Origin of the sequence: Arsenophonus nasoniae DSM 15247 (genome assembly GCF_000429565.1) — a bacterium.
Taxonomy (GTDB): domain Bacteria; phylum Pseudomonadota; class Gammaproteobacteria; order Enterobacterales; family Enterobacteriaceae; genus Arsenophonus; species Arsenophonus nasoniae.
On record NZ_AUCC01000064.1, the window covers coordinates 1 to 17,092 of the forward strand.

Annotated in this window: 20 protein-coding genes; 5 read left to right on the top strand and 15 right to left on the bottom strand. The window is 37.9% G+C overall.

Annotated elements, in window-relative coordinates; genetic code table 11:
* The first annotated feature begins 438 nt into the window (after window positions 1-438).
* The 4 genes from G468_RS20800 to G468_RS0112310 all read left to right on the top strand — a co-directional run bounded on the left by G468_RS20800 (window position 439) and on the right by G468_RS0112310 (window position 4,008).
* The gene (locus G468_RS20800; RefSeq protein ID WP_135678966.1) at window positions 439-933 is read left to right on the top strand and encodes a hypothetical protein; all 495 of its coding nucleotides are present in this window, start codon (window positions 439-441) and stop codon (window positions 931-933) included.
* A complete protein-coding gene (locus tag G468_RS0112300) occupies window positions 933-1,766 on the top strand; it encodes a DsbA family protein (protein ID WP_026823382.1) in 834 nt (277 codons plus the stop codon). Before G468_RS20800 ends, G468_RS0112300 begins: the two co-directional genes overlap by 1 nt.
* A 161-nt stretch (window positions 1,767-1,927) precedes the next feature.
* Window positions 1,928-2,299 carry a TraA family conjugative transfer protein gene (gene traA / locus G468_RS0112305; protein ID WP_246067603.1) on the top strand — a complete coding sequence of 124 codons (372 nt, stop codon included), beginning with the start codon at window positions 1,928-1,930 and terminating at the stop codon, window positions 2,297-2,299.
* 191 nt (window positions 2,300-2,490) lie between these two features.
* Window positions 2,491-4,008: a UvrD-helicase domain-containing protein gene (locus G468_RS0112310; protein ID WP_026823384.1), complete on the top strand. Its 1,518-nt coding sequence runs from the start codon at window positions 2,491-2,493 to the stop codon at window positions 4,006-4,008.
* Window positions 4,009-4,207: 199 nt separating this feature from the next.
* Here the strand turns inward: G468_RS0112310 and G468_RS0112315 are convergent, their stop codons facing one another.
* The gene (locus G468_RS0112315; protein WP_026823385.1) at window positions 4,208-4,414 is read right to left on the bottom strand and encodes a hypothetical protein; all 207 of its coding nucleotides are present in this window, start codon (window positions 4,412-4,414) and stop codon (window positions 4,208-4,210) included.
* 534 nt (window positions 4,415-4,948) lie between these two features.
* On the bottom strand, window positions 4,949-5,653 hold the full coding sequence (locus G468_RS0112320) for a helix-turn-helix transcriptional regulator (RefSeq protein WP_071846884.1): 705 nt from the start codon (window positions 5,651-5,653) through the stop codon (window positions 4,949-4,951).
* A gap of 180 nt (window positions 5,654-5,833) precedes the next feature.
* Between G468_RS0112320 and G468_RS0112325 the strand changes: the two genes are divergently transcribed.
* Window positions 5,834-7,126, top strand: coding sequence for a purine-cytosine permease family protein (locus G468_RS0112325; protein ID WP_026823387.1), 1,293 nt, complete (start codon window positions 5,834-5,836; stop codon window positions 7,124-7,126).
* An 829-nt stretch (window positions 7,127-7,955) separates the two neighbouring features.
* Here the strand turns inward: G468_RS0112325 and G468_RS0112335 are convergent.
* The 13 genes from G468_RS0112335 to G468_RS0112400 form a co-directional block, all read right to left on the bottom strand.
* The gene (locus G468_RS0112335; protein WP_026823388.1) at window positions 7,956-8,531 is read right to left on the bottom strand and encodes a hypothetical protein; all 576 of its coding nucleotides are present in this window, start codon (window positions 8,529-8,531) and stop codon (window positions 7,956-7,958) included.
* Window positions 8,532-8,617: 86 nt separating this feature from the next.
* Complete coding sequence (locus G468_RS0112340; RefSeq protein ID WP_026823389.1) at window positions 8,618-9,496, bottom strand: hypothetical protein; 879 nt, start codon at window positions 9,494-9,496, stop codon at window positions 8,618-8,620.
* A 107-nt stretch (window positions 9,497-9,603) separates the two neighbouring features.
* On the bottom strand, window positions 9,604-10,536 hold the full coding sequence (locus tag G468_RS22520; RefSeq protein WP_026823390.1) for a restriction endonuclease: 933 nt from the start codon (window positions 10,534-10,536) through the stop codon (window positions 9,604-9,606).
* A 270-nt stretch (window positions 10,537-10,806) separates the two neighbouring features.
* A complete protein-coding gene (locus G468_RS0112350) occupies window positions 10,807-11,175 on the bottom strand; it encodes a hypothetical protein (protein ID WP_026823391.1) in 369 nt (122 codons plus the stop codon).
* Window positions 11,153-11,746 carry a hypothetical protein gene (locus tag G468_RS0112355; protein ID WP_026823392.1) on the bottom strand — a complete coding sequence of 198 codons (594 nt, stop codon included), beginning with the start codon at window positions 11,744-11,746 and terminating at the stop codon, window positions 11,153-11,155. The genes G468_RS0112350 and G468_RS0112355 overlap by 23 nt, the downstream gene beginning before the upstream one ends.
* A gap of 2 nt (window positions 11,747-11,748) precedes the next feature.
* On the bottom strand, window positions 11,749-12,504 hold the full coding sequence (gene lepB / locus G468_RS0112360) for a signal peptidase I (RefSeq protein WP_135678964.1): 756 nt from the start codon (window positions 12,502-12,504) through the stop codon (window positions 11,749-11,751).
* Between the two features lie 48 nt (window positions 12,505-12,552).
* Window positions 12,553-12,987: a hypothetical protein gene (locus G468_RS0112365; protein WP_026823394.1), complete on the bottom strand. Its 435-nt coding sequence runs from the start codon at window positions 12,985-12,987 to the stop codon at window positions 12,553-12,555.
* Between the two features lie 227 nt (window positions 12,988-13,214).
* Window positions 13,215-13,373 (bottom strand): hypothetical protein, encoded by a 159-nt coding sequence (locus tag G468_RS23830; protein WP_155846998.1) that lies wholly within the window; start codon window positions 13,371-13,373, stop codon window positions 13,215-13,217.
* Complete coding sequence (locus G468_RS0112380; protein WP_051297076.1) at window positions 13,370-14,335, bottom strand: tyrosine-type recombinase/integrase; 966 nt, start codon at window positions 14,333-14,335, stop codon at window positions 13,370-13,372. The genes G468_RS23830 and G468_RS0112380 overlap by 4 nt, the downstream gene beginning before the upstream one ends.
* Window positions 14,336-14,779: 444 nt before the next feature.
* The gene (gene vapC, locus G468_RS0112385; RefSeq protein WP_026823396.1) at window positions 14,780-15,184 is read right to left on the bottom strand and encodes a type II toxin-antitoxin system tRNA(fMet)-specific endonuclease VapC; all 405 of its coding nucleotides are present in this window, start codon (window positions 15,182-15,184) and stop codon (window positions 14,780-14,782) included.
* Window positions 15,177-15,416, bottom strand: coding sequence for a type II toxin-antitoxin system VapB family antitoxin (gene vapB / locus G468_RS0112390; protein WP_026823397.1), 240 nt, complete (start codon window positions 15,414-15,416; stop codon window positions 15,177-15,179). The genes vapC and vapB overlap by 8 nt, the downstream gene beginning before the upstream one ends.
* A gap of 106 nt (window positions 15,417-15,522) precedes the next feature.
* Window positions 15,523-15,906: a hypothetical protein gene (locus tag G468_RS0112395; RefSeq protein WP_026823398.1), complete on the bottom strand. Its 384-nt coding sequence runs from the start codon at window positions 15,904-15,906 to the stop codon at window positions 15,523-15,525.
* A 17-nt stretch (window positions 15,907-15,923) separates the two neighbouring features.
* A complete protein-coding gene (locus G468_RS0112400; RefSeq protein WP_026823399.1) occupies window positions 15,924-16,613 on the bottom strand; it encodes a hypothetical protein in 690 nt (229 codons plus the stop codon).
* Window positions 16,614-17,092: the final 479 nt, after the last annotated feature.

Genomic DNA, 17,092 nt, shown 5'->3' on the forward strand with positions numbered 1-17,092 from the left:
CTTTTAGGGTGTCATAAAAAAATTCAGGCGGTCTGTCATCATCATTTTCGGGTGGGAGAGAGAGCATAAAACGTTTCGGATAAACAGGCGCTGTGGCACGTGAAGTGACGGGCAGCCTGCCTGATTTAACCGGTTTACGCTTTCTGGGAGATTTATTGCGAGCCATCGAGATGAATCCCTGAAAAAAATTAACCTACTGCAGAGTATAAAACAGTACTCAACTCATTAACATCCCCGAAGCAGCACCGCTGCGCCGCTCACGCGTAGCGTGCTACGTTCTTTACCTTAGCGGTTGCAGGCTGTAATTCAAATAATTCACGGCTAGAAAACGGTGACTATGCCAAAACATCCACTATCATCATTGATTCTGCTGGACCGTACTTTGATAGCTCACAAAAAGGCAAAATCAGTCAGAACGTTGCGATAAAACCTGTAAAAGTGAATTATCCACCTGATTACACTTACCGCGAAAGTTGGAAGAACGTAGACAGGGGCGGTGCAGCCTTGAGAGAACAAGGTTATCGGCATGTTATCGCATCGCCCTATGAAATTTATGAACAAGGTAAAAAGCATCTTGTTATCGACCGTAGTTTTCATACCGACTTACTCTTATCCAGCGTAGAGAGAACGGGTAAGAACTTCAAAGGCCGTTATCTTACAAAAACCCAATCACCTTCATTTTGTGGTGAAAACTGGCATGGTTATTTACTCAACGAAACGCCTGAAAACAAATCAATCCGTGATGAATATATCAGAGTCAAAAACAAATATTGCTCAGATCCAAATTACCGACTTACCGAAGAAGAACTCAGCATTTTGACTCGCGGTGAACCAAATAGTTTGAGGGATTATCGCCTTAAAATGTATATCGACAACCAACGTGAACCTATCAGCATTCAGTCAACTAACTTATATCAAAAAGGTATTTTTTAATGGATTCAAAAAAGAATAATACATTATCTACTAAATTACCTATTGCACTGTATTTACTGGTGGTGAGTGTTATAGGAGTAGTTGGATTTGGTATATGGAAGCTATACCAAGCAAATACGAAAACCAACGCATTATTGACATCACTTGTGAAACAGCAAGAGGTTAGCAATAAAGAACTAGCTAAACTCAGATCTTCTTTTAATAAAATCATTGAACTTTCTGAAAATAGTAATGTACCTAGCCATCCACAACAGAAAAGGCAACCAGCAAGGGATTCGAGTTTGAATATCGAGACCGTCAAAATCAACAAAGACGTGCTGACCTACGGTAGCAAAGATGCACGGTTCTCTTTGGTAACGTACATGGATTTTCAATGCACGTACTGCCAACGCCTCGCTGCTACCCCAAGATCTCTGGTAGATTCTGCTAATGAAGGACTGGTGAACTGGAAGTGGAAAAACAGCCCGTTACCAATGCACGAACCGATGGCGACTGAACAGGCGAAGAAATACATTTGCGCTGGCAAACAGGACGAAAAGAACTATTGGGATATTATTGCAAGTTGGGGAAGTAAAAACCTCGATTTGACGGATGCGGCGATTACCGCAAAATACAAACTTGATCTTGCTAAATACGAAGCATGTTTGAAAGATGCAAGCGGTGAAATAAAAAATATTATTGAAAATGATAAAGCAGAAAGCCAAGCGTTAGGTATTTCCGCAACACCGACTACCATTATTATTGACAATAAAACTGGAAAAATGAAACCGATTATCGGTGCATTACCGATGGAACAGTTTATTAATACCATCGAAGAAATGGCGAAAGAATAACCATAGGTCAATATTTTATTACTGCACTGGTATGTTTTTGAAAAACTATTGGTTCGTTTCTTTCATGTAATGAAGCAATCTATAGTATGGTTTTTCGTATATTTACTTTGTAACCAATCTGGTTACGTCTCTTTTCGTAAAAATGAAAAAAGGAAAGAAACATGAGTCAATCTGTACAAGCTGTAAAGACACCACTGATGAAATCGTTCAATGCTAAGAACGTAATGTTAATCGTACTCGCTATCGCCACCGTTGCTGCTCTGGCTCTCGTAGTTGCTTATGGGAAGGGTACTGAACAAACAGGCTTTAAAGACGTTTGGCTGCAAATCACTCAATACATGCAAGGTTCGTTGGGGCGTGTGTTGGTTGGTCTGATTGTGGTTGTTGGTATCGCTGCTGCGGTAGTTCGTCAATCTCTGATGACTTTCGCGGTTGCTGTTGGTGCTGCCATCGGTCTGTACTATGCGCCTGACATCGTCAACGGTATTATGTCTTCTTCGGAAGCAGTTACAACTATCCTACCAGTTCTGTAAGTTTCAAAATACTCTCTCCATGCAAGAAGTCACATAAAATGTGGCTTCTTCTTCAAGATGGTGATGATAAAACAGCCATATTTTGCGTTAATTGATAATTGTAAACTTAAAATAATTCTATGTTTACCAATTTAAAATCATCTTTCAGTATGTTGGAAAATTTTTTTTTACGTTTTTACACGGGAAATGATATGAGTGATGTGATTACCATTTCGAGAGAACAGCAAGACTTCCTTAATTGCCAATCAAATTATGTTTGCTGTATGGCGTATGCTGGCTCGGGTAAGACGTTTATTCTTAAGAAGTTTTCCGAAAAGTACAAAGAGCATCGTATTTTGTATTTAGCGTACAACAAAGGCGTACAGCAAGAGGCACAGCGCAAATTCCCTGACAACGTGAAAGTGGTTACGACACACGCACTCGCATATCGCTATTTTGCTGACTTAAAGCAAAAGATTAAGTTAAATTTTGGCATCTTTGATCTGGCGAAAGAATTTAACATCACGTCATTCTCTTTGCGTTTCATTGTGTATAAAACGCTCTCAAATTTTTACTTTTCTGCTGATGAAAGCATCAATATATCGCATGTTCCAAAGGAAAGCCAAAACAAGAAAACGGTTTACAAAGAACCTGAAAGGATTGAAGCCTTGTCTATTGCAATAAAGGCATACTGCTTACAGGCTGATCCTGAAAATGATTTTCCATGCCCCCCTGACTTCTTCATTAAACATTACCAATTAACAGGTCCATCATTAGACAAATGGTACGACATTATTCTTTTAGACGAAGCTCAAGACGTAAACATGGTGACGAAAGCACTACTGGATAAATGTAGCTGTATGCGGATTTATGTTGGTGATCCGCACCAGATGATTAACCGTTGGCGTGGCTCATTTGATGTGTTGAGTGCTGCTGCCAGTGAGGGCGCAAAGGTGTTGCGTTTGACTGAATCTTATCGCTTCGGGAGAAAAGTTGCTGCCATTGCCAATGTAGTTTTGCGGTTGAAAGGTGAAAATATCCCTCTCCGTGCGTACAAAGAGGATAGGTTGCTACCAAAAAAGACCATTCAGGAAATATACCCTAGAACCATCATATCTCGGAGTAACCTTTCTGTTATCTTCAATGCGATAGATGCTGGCAGTAAAGGGAAAAAAATCTGCTTTGTAGGCGGCGTGGAGAAGTATTCGTTATGGGATATTGTTGATTATTACTATCTGAAGCTGAATGAAAAAGAAAAAATCAAAAACAAAGCAATTTTGGAAAAATACCCATCGTGGGATGCTCTAGTTAAAATTGCAAAAATTACGACTGATTCCACTCTCACCAGAGCTATTGTTTTGATTGACGAGCACGGGAGCAACGTTACCGATATTGTTGATTCAATTACTAAATCATCCATAAAATCTCAGGATGAAGCCGATTTAATACTTGTTACTGCTCATTCATCAAAAGGTTTAGATTGGAATGTGGTAGAGATTGACGGTGATTTCCCTTCAATGATTGAGTACCTAGAGAGAATTGGCAATAAGACAGATCAGATAGATTATGCGTATATCAATGATGAATTAAACTTACTGTATGTGGCTGTAACCCGCGCAATCGACACCTTAGGCATAAGTGCTTGTGTGATGGAACTTATCATGCACATACAAAGGCTACAAAAGGCGAACAAATTTAAACCGCTTGTTTCTTTTTCTCAACTACAGTAACTCAATAATTATAAGGTTATATCTAGGGCCCCCTATCTATCATAAGCCCTTTTTTTATAAAGACAGGTTCATTGTGTCAATGATCACCGAAACCTGATCCGCTTTTTAGCTAAATACGATAACTCGAAATTGATCAACTGCTTTACTCGGTTATTGCTCCTGAACGACACTTATCTTTCAATAGATAGCCTGAAGGTCTTCATTTATTTTTAACAAATATTCGCTTGCCACTTTCACCTATAAGACTTCCGTTACCACCATTAACATCAAAATGATACATCAAGCCTTTCTCGGTCATTTTTCGCTCCCGTAATTTGATGATTTTCAGAATTTCGTCGTTATGAAAAACGAACATACCAGATTTTAATCGCCGAAAGGTGGTTCTGTGTTTGTTGGGTTGAATCATGATTATTTCCCCTTGTTCTCAAACGAAAAAATAGAAATATCAAAAATCTTTTTTTTATTAAAGAAAAGGGAATATGCGTCATTGACGCTACATATTCCCTTTTGGTTTTTCCCTGATATTGGCCAGTTCGCCAGCCAAAATTAGCTATCAAAGCCCCGTTTTTGAGGGTGTTTCATTATTAAAATTCTTTTATTTTTATTTAAAAAATCTAAAGCGTACTCGTGCATCATCATTCCTCTTGAAAAAAAGAATTGAGGCAGAAGTCTAGACACCCAGATTTGAATTGAGATTGGGCGGTAGACTGGACAGGGTTATCACAACCGGAATCAAGATAACGGCCAGCTTTTCAGCTGCCCCATCCAGCCCACCATAGAAGAGATGAGCGAAGGATGCCGGCACTATACTACATGCCGGTCTTGATTCTACGGGGTGATAATCCCGATCTCTAACTTCTCAGAGACATTTTTAGATTACTTACTTTTTTTTAAAAAAACACACCTAAATATTAGGTGTTTAGCTATAAAAAATAAATCACTAATTGATTAACTGTACGCCTTTGCGAATAAAATCAGTAGGAATATATCTATCTAGCCCTGTATGTTTACAATATTCAATTAGCTGAAAATTACTATGAACATCAGCTTTTTTATAGATTAATTTCAAATGCCCTTCAACTGTTTGATAAGAAATGTCTAATCTTTTCGCTATTTCTTTAGCAGTGAGCCGTTGTTGTGCCCAAAAAATAACTTCCAATTCTCTTTTGGTGAAGGTGTCATTAGGCGCATCAAATTGAATAGTGTTTCTATTTAACCGATTCATATAATACAAACATGTAGGGATCTCGATAGCTCTTCCATGACAAACAAGACCAATTATTTGATTTTTATCATCATAAAGAGGGCTTTTATTGCAAAGATGGGGAACCTGATTATTACTCTTTCCATAATAATGAATTTCGATGGCTGATAACATTTTGTTTTTTTCAATAACATTTTTATCATGCTCAACAAGCTCAGGCCAAAGATCTTGACTTGATTGCAATGGAACTTCCTTATCTAACCTACCCTCCATACTAAATCCACTAGGTACATTAAAATAACTTAATGCAGTATTATTCATGTAAATATATCGTGATTCAGTATCCTTTATGAACCAATGTTCTTCGCTATGTTCCATAAAAGATATAAGCGATTGAGGCGACGATGAATATCGTTTAATGCTATTTTGGATGCTAGTCATAATATTGATTCTCCATTTCACTTATTCTAACTTAAGAATAGTTAATTAAATAAGGATAACACACCTAAAAATTAGGTGTATTTGTTATAAGTTTCTTACTAAGGTTAAATTTTAGAATGTTTTTTATTTCCAATAAGAAAATGTTTTCTGATGCAACCATATAACCAAGGATGAAGAAAAATGATAAAAAGAAAAATATCGGAGGATACTTACTCTCTTGATAGAGTTCCAAAGGAAGCAAGAGTTAGTTTAGTTAATGTAACTTTGGTGCGTATGGGAATGGCAACAGCTTTATCACAGTTTATGTTAGGCGCCACTTTAGGCCATGGAATGACCTTCTGGAACGCTATGCTTGCGACATGTTTAGGTAGTTTACTTTTGGAATTTGTTGCTCTTGGCCTTGGTCTTGCAGGGATGAAAGAAGGATTATCAATTAGTCTTCTTGCAAGATGGACTGGATTTGGGCGTTTAGGGTCAGCATTAATCGGGTTGGCAATAGCAATTAGCCTTCTTGGTTGGTTTGGCGTGCAAAATTCAATTCTTGCGGAAGGACTATCTTATGCATTAGATTACAAAATTAACTTTGGGTGGATAACTGCTTTTTCAGGAATATTATTAACTGTATTAGTCGCTTTTGGTTTTCGAGCATTGAGTTGGACAGCAAAAATTTCAGTTCCTTTGTTTTGTTTGGTTGTCGGATGGATTATTTTTTACTTATTTAAAGATGGATGCTATTTAGATTTAATGAATTCTTCACCAAAAGGTAATCCACTGACACTTGGAGAAGGAACTACGATCATATCAGGAGTAGTTATTATTGGCGCATTAATTACGCCCGATATAAGCCGATACTGTAAAAATAATAATCATGTGTTTTGGATGATAACATTATCAGTTATTGTTGGTGAATTTATTATTAATGCAATTGCCATATTAATGGCGCATGCATTAGAGACCGCTGATATTGTAACTATAATGACACATAGCGCAGGATGGATAGGTCTACTATCAGTAATATTATCCGCAATAAAAATAAATGATATTAATTTATATTCTTCATCACTTGGATTATCTAATACAATAAAAATAATTAGCAAGAAAAAAACAAATTATGTTTTTTTGACAGTATCTTTAGGAATGATAGGAACATCATTATCGGTGTTTGGTATTTTAAACTATTTCGTTGATTTCCTTTCCATGCTTGGCGTTATTTTCCCCCCAATAGCAGGTGTGATGCTGGTTGACTACTATATTTTGAAAACGAGTCGGAAATTATTAGACGAAACTAGAGAACAAGGATTACTGCCGAATGATTCATCGACTCATCTCATTGGCTGGTCGGCTATTATTGCCTGTATTGTTGGAACTTTTGTTGGTGTAATCTTTAGATTTGGCATCCCTTCTTTAAATTCTATTCTGGTGGCTGGAATTACTTATTGGCTATTAATGAAATTTAGGAAGCAAGTTGAATAAATAGTCTAGTGCCCACAACAAATTAAGTCTATATTTTACTGATAAACAATTGATTATTATATTTAATCATAAATTTTAAAAGGCTCTCATCTAAAAACACCTAAGACTTAGGTGTTTTTTATTTTGTATATGTTACTTATATTTAATTTAAATAAAAATATTAATTGAACTTTAATTCCAACACTAGGGAAATATCGAAGCATAGTAATTTAAAATCTTCATATTTCTATTATTAATATAGATAATAATTATTTTAATAATAAATAAAGGAGAATAATATGTGGGTATTAATTATTACTATGTTTTCAACTCCTTATTCAACAAATAATTTTGCCAGTATTCATACTCAGAAATTTAAAACATAACAAGGTTGTCAGCTTGCAGTAAAGGAATTTAGAAATAATTTTGAGAATGAATCACTAAACTACCTTGATTCCAAAGCCTTTTGTATTAAAGATGATGTAAATACAAGTAAATAATAAATTGTTATTTGATTGAATTTAAAATAGATATTGTTAGTCACCTCCTGACTTTTTAACTTTCAATATCTAATTTATTGGTACAGTTTTATTTCTGTACCAATATTTTTTTATTAAAGATAGATGATCCTATTGAATCTATTGGTGACTTCCATGATCTTTATTTTATTCGTTAGCCGTAATTTCATTCAGCCTTGCAGATAATTCCGGTTGTTCTTCAACACTTAATGTACTGTTGTCTATCCCATCTCCTGATGATTTCGTTTCCGTAGGTTGATGAGTACGGATTTGGTTGTTATTTTTCCCTTTAGAAGCGTTTTTTTATCACTAGTGGATCAATGCCTGAAAACTTAAAACAGGTTCTGTAGGTTATCTTTGTTGATGATTTTTTCTAAGTGTCGGTTAACTAGCAATTTCAAAATGATTCTTTCATAACCAAGATAATCCGAATGATGAAGGTTAGCGATGTACGCAGCTTCCGTCATAGTTAATCCGGTCACGTTTTTTTCATAATCTAAAATACGTCTAACTGCTTCGGACTCTGCACCTTGCTTTAATGTGAATACTTCATTGGCGGTGCAATGTTTTGGTAGCTGTTTTCTGTTGATAGCGGTTGGGTTGACTGCCCCAAAATAATTATGGTTTTTTTCTTTTTTTGTCAGATTAATATCCGCCATGTTCAACCGTACATTCTCGCACGGATCAACAATCATCCCATCTTCCGTTTCTATCCAAGCATACTCTATGTACTCAGTAGCAAACGGCAGATTGGTTTCTGGCGCGGTAATAAGCTCTTTTTGGTATGTTCCTATCACCGATTCCCCGCGCACAAGGCGGTTGTCGGTCAAGTGACGACATAGGACGTAGGAGTAAGGGATCATCATTACTTCATCAGTCACTTCGATGATATTAATTTTATTTTTCATAGAGAGAACTCTTGTGGTAAAAAAAAGCCCCAAACGGGGGCATAAAAAAATGACTTACAATGTTGAATGCTACATGGGTACATAATCTACTTTTTGGCGATTGTTGATTTCTTGGTGTTGCTGATATATCGGATAGAGTCTGTTCTTTCAGAGGGCGTAGTCGCATTCAATAATATAAAAGTATAGTTTTTGCCCCCAGTCGTTACAAACAGGTCAGTACCGCCCCAACTCTCAACATTTGTGTTTTTTGACAGCAACAAGACGTTGTTTGGTAACAGACGAAGTTTATATGAATCACTATCATCCGATCCGTTAATAAAGTAATCGAGAGTCGTAATATCTTTCTGGTTTTTTTGCTTACCAAGAAATATTTTCACAGAAAAGTTTTTGTACAAATATATTTTGGTTTGTTCACCCTCATTGTAAGGGATCATTACCTGTTGACCTTCATAACTGATATTTTGTTGTGAGTCTTGTTCCGATGTTTTCCCGTTAATTGCATTGTGGTATAGATCGGATAATTGTTTTTCTTGCTGTTCTTTGGTTGTGACATAATCTTTTTTAAATGCGTCAGGATCAGGAGTTAACTCCGTTGAACCCGCATTTGCTTCTGATGCGCTCTCAGCGGCTTTGTTTGCCTCTAGTGCAGGAGGTAGCTCAGTTGAACTCGCATTTGCTTCTGGTGCAGGAGTTGACTCACTGGTTGCCGTTTGCGCTTGTGGATCTTTCTTGTCCTCGCTCTTGAATACAGCTACGGAGCTATCAAGATCACTGTAGAAGTCTACAGTTTCAGGGATTTCTTTATCTGATGTTGTCGGTTTTAAATAGAGTAAAGCGGCAACTGCAACGAGAACCACTATCAGTACAATGAGGTATCGCCCTTTTTTCTTATCTAGCTTAAATTTTTTTTCTTTGCCAGCAATAAATGAGCTACCTATTGTGTTTTTGTTTTCGTCTGGTTTCATCGTGCCTCAGCCTTTTAAACAATCTGTTAATATTGTTGTGATGGTATCTTAAATAAAATGTCGTTTTATTGAGTTAAGCGTCATAGGATGGCTTTAATCCCTTAATTTTAGTTTTTCGAGTTCAAAAAGTGATTCACTATCTCATTACCGTCTATCAACGTGAGCCTGTCAGCGACTTGTTGCCTGAATAGAATAGCGTCATTCGAGAACGATCCCGAAGTCACTAAAAAAACGTGAGTGGCTTCTTTATCTGCTTCCAATACGCCAATCATTTCCCTTGCCACTGCGATTCCAACCTGTTCTGTTTTCCAGTGTTTACATTGTGCAATGGCTTTCATGCCGTCCTTTTGCAGGATAATATCTTTCACGTTGTCTAGACCGTACTTTGTCGTTTGGGCTTCAAACCCTTTGCTTTTGAACAACTCCCTGACAAATTCCTCAAACTCACGCCAAGAGAGCGTTCGGATAAACTCCAAAGTTTCTTTGCTTTGCGTGGCTTGCCTAATAACGCCAGTGAACATGGTTTGTTGCTTATATCGGTACAGGGAGGTTGTTGCATAGAGGGCGATCAGATATAGCGTGATGGCGTGAATCAAGCCTACTATAAAATAGCCATAGGCATTTATGTGATCGCGATTGAAGTAGGTATTAATGATGTTTTCACTACGAAATATCGCCAGTGCATCTCTAACCTCAAAAACACCGTAATGAACTATAAGCCGTGCAAAAACATAGTCATAGCCCATAAAAAATATTGCTAATATCGTAATGATAATAATAGGTATCGTCATATACGGATTTAAAAAAGGAGATTTTATTTTAACGTTGATTGTCGCCCACTCAGGGTTCCCTTTTTTGTAAAGCCGAACGACTTTCGCATACGGGGATAGGGTTATCACCCCCAAGTAAGGGATCACCAATCCAATCAATAAAACGATAAAGTGAAAATCCATGAAAACAGCACCCGCGATATAAAGAGCACACAGAAACAGATGTATATTCAGTGGCGGTGTTTTCTTCCTGTAACGTCTTCTTTTCATTTTTTACCTTGATTTTATTGCATGAACGTCAGTGTTTGAAAAGTCAACCTAGCACTCGCATCGATCACATGTATGCCTTCATTGGTGATTATTTGTTGCCCGTTCATGTATTGAATATATTCCGTTCCTAGCACAGTCCTCATATCCGCAGAAGCGACTTTACTGTATGTTTTTGCTAGCAAATAGGTGAGTGAATATCCTATGAAAAGCAGTTTTCACATTGCTGTTGCGGATAATGCGGTGAACAATACCGTGCTGGTGATTAAGTGTTCAATTGGCATAATCACCTTCGTTTTCATAGCAACTCATGTCAAATACGGACCACATCAGACCCGATGATGTATTATGCTTTTTCAGCAGCATGGAACACGGCATAGTTGAAAGGCTTACTTTCATTATAGTTTCCTGACTCCCATCCAAAAAATAAAAGTCTTTTATTTTTCGGTTATCTAGGTTCAGTTCGTTTCTCACTATCAACAATTCATCACTTTTTTTACTGAATCCAGTAAAATCTTGATATTTGCTGTTCGCGTAAGCCAATTCGGTATTGCGGGTATTTGTGTTTGCCCCGCAGCCCGTTAACAACAGACAAACAACACCGCATATAACCGTTAAATTAGATCGGATGCCTAACTTCACTCAATAATCCCTTCATGTAGAGCTTTTTAAACTCGCTCGCTTTTATCTCCCACCAGTCATTTTCATCTAACTTTTTGTAATTTATGTCATTATCCAAAATCAGAGTTGGATAAATAAGAATAAGCTCGTCTTCCACCAACCACGCCTGACTATGCGTTTCGATGCCAATGTGCTTCGCTATCGAAAACGCATCTAAGGTGTATGTCACAGCATGGCTGAACGAGTGATTTTCCTTGTTCCCGTAAGTGTCTTTTACTTTCATCGAATGTAAGGCGGACTGACTATATTCTGAGAGTTTTTGGTAGAAGTCTGAATGTTTACCCTGTTCTGTAAAAGACATGATTGAACCGACTTTGGAAATTTCCACAAAATCATTTACATTCACAATACCCAGTGATTGTGAGCGAAAAAAAAATATTGGGATCATTAAATCAATCCCCATAAATTTACCAAACCCAGCCCCAACACATGATATTTTTGTATTGGTTTTCCAGTCGTCATAGACGTTCAGAGCGTCTTTATACCTTTCCACCAGATTTTTATTACTGGTTTTAAAGGTTAATGAAATCATTGTTACTTCTCTCCTTTTTTTTGAGCATCACCCATTATATTTAATCCCAAGCGTCCAAAATCAAAATCCTCTTTAAAAAAGGGGATGTTAATCGCGGTTTCCATGTAGCGACTGATTATGTTTTTTGTCGGCAATAAGCCCCTCAATTCTTTCGGTGTACCCACTGGATTTTCCCAATAGCGAGAATCCCAAGAATTATCTCTGTTGTCTCCCATGACAAAAACATACCCGTCTGGAACGTGCCAAGTGGTGTATATAGGCTCAACAAACGGTTTATTCCTGTCGGTCATATATTGATATGTTTTACCGTCACGATCTTGTATTCCTTCGTATATTATATTGAAATTGTTTTTTTCTTTTTCAATTCTAACGGGTTTTCTATTAACCAGTATTTCTTTGTTCGTATTAAAAGAAACGGTATCCCCCGCAACTCCAACGATGCGTTTAACATAAATAAAGCTAGGAAACGCAGAAGGATGAAATATCACAACATCTCCCCTGTATAGCTTGTCACGGCGATCTTTGTAGGGTAAGGAGAGCGTTAAATCGCCCGAATGGATGGTTGGAGACATTGAGGCTGTCGGCACAATGTAAAAATCAAGAAAGAATGATTTAACGATGCTTACAACTGCCATGCAAACTAATAGTGCGATAGAAAAAAAATGTATTTTCTTTTTTTTCAGGTAACGCCTCATTTCAAATAGGATCACCGCAACGGCAAGCACATACATGAGAATATTTTTCAGTTGATGATTCAATCATACGATAGTACCGAATAGTTTTTTTGTTTTCTGGCGGTTTACCGCTTAATCTTTGCCCTTAATGATTAGATTTCTATGTTTTGCGTAGTCAACAATATATTCAATATATTTGATGAAAAAAGTTAATATGACAGGCTTTACGTGGATTAGATTAAGTGTTCTGATTTTTCCGTTATTCTCCAGCGTCAGTGAAAAATTCCTCGCGTCCTCATGTGTAGAGGCTCGAATGATATTCGGGATCTCGCGCTTAATTGGCAGCATGAAGTAGGAATAGCAACAAATTGGAGGCACAAAAGCCAGAACCAGTGTGGTGCTTTTCGCCATAAACTCAAAAATAGGCACATGAAAAATCGTACCCACACAGTATAATATCAGCGCAATATAGAATATCTGACGGGAAATGACTCTCGCGGTTGGGATAGACCAAAACGCCCCATACGAAAAAACAAATAATGAAAAATACATTTTTAAAACTTTCATGTCATTCACTCCACCACTCAGGGGAAATCAAATTGTGACCGTCCACTTGCCATCCGTGCTTAATCAGGTTTCTTTTGGTGTGGGTGGGTTTATCAAAAAACAGCGACATTTCAATAACTCTTGGTTTTTCAGATTTATTTTCAGTTAAACTTACCAACCAGATATACTTAAGCGCCATGTTGTAGGGCGTAGGGTGTCTGTCACCGCTGATAGTGTCCACTTAAATTTTAATGGACACTATCAGCGCTGGATTGACGATGATCTGACAAACGTCCCACACGAGGCGCTTCAGTGTAACTTGCTATTTTTTCGACAAAAAACGGTGCTCTCAGGGTGTTAAACCGTTTCGTATGTTCTGATGCCGTCCACAACATTATATCTCTCATGTTTTTTTTCCAAACGAAAAGTTTAGCGCAGCAGCCTCTAAACGCTTGATACTCCGTTTGTCGTATTGTTGAGTCGTTACCACGCTGGCGTGACCCAGAGCTTCTTTTACTGTCAGTATATCTTCGCCATTTTCCAGTAGTAATGAAGCGTAGGATCGCCGTAAATCATGCGGTGTGAATAATTTAAGTGACAGTTTTGTAACGAGTTGTTTAATAATAAAGCCAATTCCGTTTGTGGTAAGCCTGTCACTGGTTACATCATCGTTTTTTCGGATCCGAGTAAATAGTGGTCCACTATGATCGCCCCTCACCGTGTCTACCCACAGAGACATTCGCTTGGCAGTTTCAGGCGGCATATAGTTGATCCGTTCCTTGTTGCCTTTCCCGTGTATGTCGATTTTGTTATTTTCAAAATCAATATGGTCTATATCGAGGTCAGCCACTTCTGAACGCCTCAACCCACAGCCGAACATGAGCGATATGAGCGCAGCATCCCGTATCGCAGCTCCCGTAGTCTGAATATCCAAAAAAGTAAAAAGATGTTTAATTTCAGTACATTCCAGCATTCTACCCCGACTTATCCGTGCGCCCCTAATTCTCTTTATGTTTTTTACATCATGGTAATTGTCTGCATCCATCAGTCGTGACGCTCTAGCTTCTTCGGCAACCCCTTTAATAGCACAGAGAATGAGGTTAATGGTATTTGGGGCTTTGTGTTCGTTCAGTAGCCGTTGGAGAACCACCTGTATCATATCCCTCGTCAGCGAGGACCAGTCAAAATGCAACGGTTCGTTGCACCCGAACATCGAAGAAACGGTAGTCAGACAGGAACGCATCGTTTTTTGGCTCTTCTTCGATCTCAACCGTAACAAATAACTCAGTGCAGGATTGTTCGGTGATTTCGTTTTGTTTTTTACATAACCGATTGTTGTTACAGCATCACATAAAATCAACTCATTCATAACGCTCTCCGTGAACCCGAAATCTTCACTCGAAAAAAAAGAAAATTTTTGTCGTATAAATTCGCTAATATTCCTCTACTACCGCCCTAAAACGCTCATAGAATTTTCCTTACTGTATTAAATACATATTTAACCAAGTAACGTTGCTTTTAAAAATCCGTCAAAAAAAACGGAGTTGTCACCCTGTAAACTATTTTCGCAGTTAACTGTTATCAACAAAAATAAAACCACTATGGCAGCTAATCCAATCGGTCAATGTCTCACATAGTTTGAAAACGTAAAAAGCATTTTTAAATTTCGTGCTGTTGCAACCACTCACATTAAATAATAATGTAATTTACTTTCTTAAATATTGCACCTTCATCCTCGCATCGTTGGCGGACTCGATGGTAAAAACCGATTTCAAACAAAAATACTGATGATGTTAGCTCTGCGTAACATCTCTTATAATTGTGTCCAGTCTTCGATTCTTAACCCCTCAACTCTTTCAAACTCTCTAGTGTTGTTTGTTACTACAACAAGCCCTTTGCTTCTGGCATGAGCGGCTATATGTAAGTCATTGTCACCAATTGGTTTTTCTTTTTTTTCAAAATTAGCCTTTATATCACCGTAATGAAATGCAGCTTGTTCGTCATAAGGTAAAACGGTTAATCGAGAAACAAAGTCATTAACTGTTGCTAAATTTTTAGCAGAGTTCATGCTTTTTTCAGCACCAAAAATTAGCTCTGCAAACGTTATCGCAGATATAGCCAGTTGATTAGTATGTTGATTGAATTTAGGCAATAGCGATACTGGTTTCCGTTTAATCGTAAATATAACGATATTTGTATCGAGTAAATATTTAATCAAAGGATTCTCTTTCGCTTGTTATCTGTTCAGTTCTGTTTGATAAAAAATCATCCGTTACAGACTGCTCTGATAAGAAAAAACTATCCCATGCGTTTTGTACAGGAGAAATGATGCGTTCTTTACCCTTCACTCGAACAATAACGTCTTTAACATCATCAGGAAAACGTGTGTCTGCTGGCAGTCGAACATTTTGAGTTCGATTGCTCATAAAAACTTTACCTTGCTGTATCATAGTTCACATCCTCCTAATGCTTGCCATATAGCATATGTATATAGCAAGCATTAGGATACACGCAAGAGCAGATAAACGATAGAATATTTTTTCATACAGCCCCCCATTAATTAAGTATTAGCTCTATTTTTTTCTGCACCTTATTAGCCCAATTTTCGGAGTTACCGCAATCGTTTTCTGCAACCACGAGCCGTAACACCTTGCTGTAGACACTCGCACCGACCATATGCTTGACGCTGTTCAGATACCCGTAGAGTGCGTCAGTCACAATCACATCATCTGGACTCAGGGTTTGACCGCAAACCCGACTGCGGATCTGAATAATGTCGTTTACTACGCTCATACATTCAGGGCAGCTTTGCTTGTAGGCGGTCAAATCCTTGTAGGTATACCCCTTTGTACCTTGTTTTTGAGAATAGTCTTCTACAGTTGCTGCCCCGATGCCAGCGCAAAGGAGAATGAAAAGCAGAATTAATTTTGTCTTTTTCATTTTCATTTTCGTGCGAATTAATTGGTCTTTGTGGCGTTTAAATAACGAATGTCTTCTTCAATCTGCTGTTCGGCAGTATCTAATACCTTTTCCAGTTCTTCCGGCGTTTTGGCTTGCAATACATCCTGCATTTTTTCTTCCAGCAACATGCCTTTTAGTATTCGCGTACCCACCATCAGCATGTTGGTGTAAACTTCTATACGGCTGTTCTCGTATCCATCACACAGACAATTCAGCATATCCAGCACACCATGATACATCAGCGATTCTTCATGGGTTGTGATCCCTAACGGTGCAAGGTAAGTCGCTATGTGGGATGCCTCTTGCAGCTTTGACCGTGCTTTTACTAGTGCAAACGACAGCATCGCTTGTTCACGTAGGAATTGACGTTTCTCCACCTCGCCAGCGTTCATATTCTCCTTTTTTAACGCAGCCCGAAACTCCTGTTCAAAGCCCTTAAACGTAGCTCTTACCCGTTCCCGTAAAAAGTCAACTTCTTCACTGATGAGGGGCATATCAGTGAGATGGGTTGGCGTGTATTGCGCGAGGAGCGCTTTAATATCGACTTTTCTACCGTCAGATACCGCATAATCGATATTTTGGGTAATCATCATGTAGTGCTTAACCATTTCTCTCAGTACGAGATTTCGCTCAATTAATTCTTGTGATGAAGCAGTATGAGCATTAAATGATTCTGTCTTTTTCATTTTTAAATGTCCTTTTTTAACAGTTACATTTTCCCCGATTGCTTACTGTTGGAATGAAAAGTTAAAATACTGTTTTTTACGTTTTCTGACTTTGTAAGACAGTTCATTAACTAGGCTGACTATTCTAATATACTACCAGTGGGATCACGGCTCTTTCGCATCGTCAGGCTGGTTTGGTACTTCTAATTCTGTATCGCCAGACAGCTTAATCACGCCCTCGCTGGCATCGTCAGACAACACAACAACAGCTTCTCCCGTATCGGCTGGTGTCACCGATCATGCAAAACTGATCCACTAACGATCATCTAAAACTGATCCACTTGGTATTATTCGCACATTTTTGTACGGATAATTTATGTTAACCAAGGAGATATTTGTGGATATTGTAGTGGTCTAATAAAACTGTAGAGATTTATAGCTTATAATTAAGCAAAATCTTATAGGTATAAATATGACCCGAAAAGTAAAAGTAACCTTTA

Coding starts and splice junctions, on each gene's coding strand:
- G468_RS0112300 (WP_026823382.1), top strand. CDS start 933: ATGGATTCAAAAAAGAATAATACATTATCTACTAAATTACCTATTGCA.
- traA (WP_246067603.1), top strand. CDS start 1,928: ATGAGTCAATCTGTACAAGCTGTAAAGACACCACTGATGAAATCGTTC.
- G468_RS0112310 (WP_026823384.1), top strand. CDS start 2,491: ATGAGTGATGTGATTACCATTTCGAGAGAACAGCAAGACTTCCTTAAT.
- G468_RS0112315 (WP_026823385.1), bottom strand. CDS start 4,414: ATGATTCAACCCAACAAACACAGAACCACCTTTCGGCGATTAAAATCT.
- G468_RS0112320 (WP_071846884.1), bottom strand. CDS start 5,653: ATGACTAGCATCCAAAATAGCATTAAACGATATTCATCGTCGCCTCAA.
- G468_RS0112325 (WP_026823387.1), top strand. CDS start 5,834: ATGATAAAAAGAAAAATATCGGAGGATACTTACTCTCTTGATAGAGTT.
- G468_RS0112335 (WP_026823388.1), bottom strand. CDS start 8,531: ATGAAAAATAAAATTAATATCATCGAAGTGACTGATGAAGTAATGATG.
- G468_RS0112340 (WP_026823389.1), bottom strand. CDS start 9,496: ATGAAACCAGACGAAAACAAAAACACAATAGGTAGCTCATTTATTGCT.
- G468_RS22520 (WP_026823390.1), bottom strand. CDS start 10,536: ATGAAAAGAAGACGTTACAGGAAGAAAACACCGCCACTGAATATACAT.
- G468_RS0112355 (WP_026823392.1), bottom strand. CDS start 11,746: ATGATTTCATTAACCTTTAAAACCAGTAATAAAAATCTGGTGGAAAGG.
- G468_RS0112365 (WP_026823394.1), bottom strand. CDS start 12,987: ATGAAAGTTTTAAAAATGTATTTTTCATTATTTGTTTTTTCGTATGGG.
- G468_RS23830 (WP_155846998.1), bottom strand. CDS start 13,373: ATGAGAGATATAATGTTGTGGACGGCATCAGAACATACGAAACGGTTT.
- G468_RS0112380 (WP_051297076.1), bottom strand. CDS start 14,335: ATGAATGAGTTGATTTTATGTGATGCTGTAACAACAATCGGTTATGTA.
- vapB (WP_026823397.1), bottom strand. CDS start 15,416: ATGATACAGCAAGGTAAAGTTTTTATGAGCAATCGAACTCAAAATGTT.
- G468_RS0112395 (WP_026823398.1), bottom strand. CDS start 15,906: ATGAAAAAGACAAAATTAATTCTGCTTTTCATTCTCCTTTGCGCTGGC.
- G468_RS0112400 (WP_026823399.1), bottom strand. CDS start 16,613: ATGAAAAAGACAGAATCATTTAATGCTCATACTGCTTCATCACAAGAA.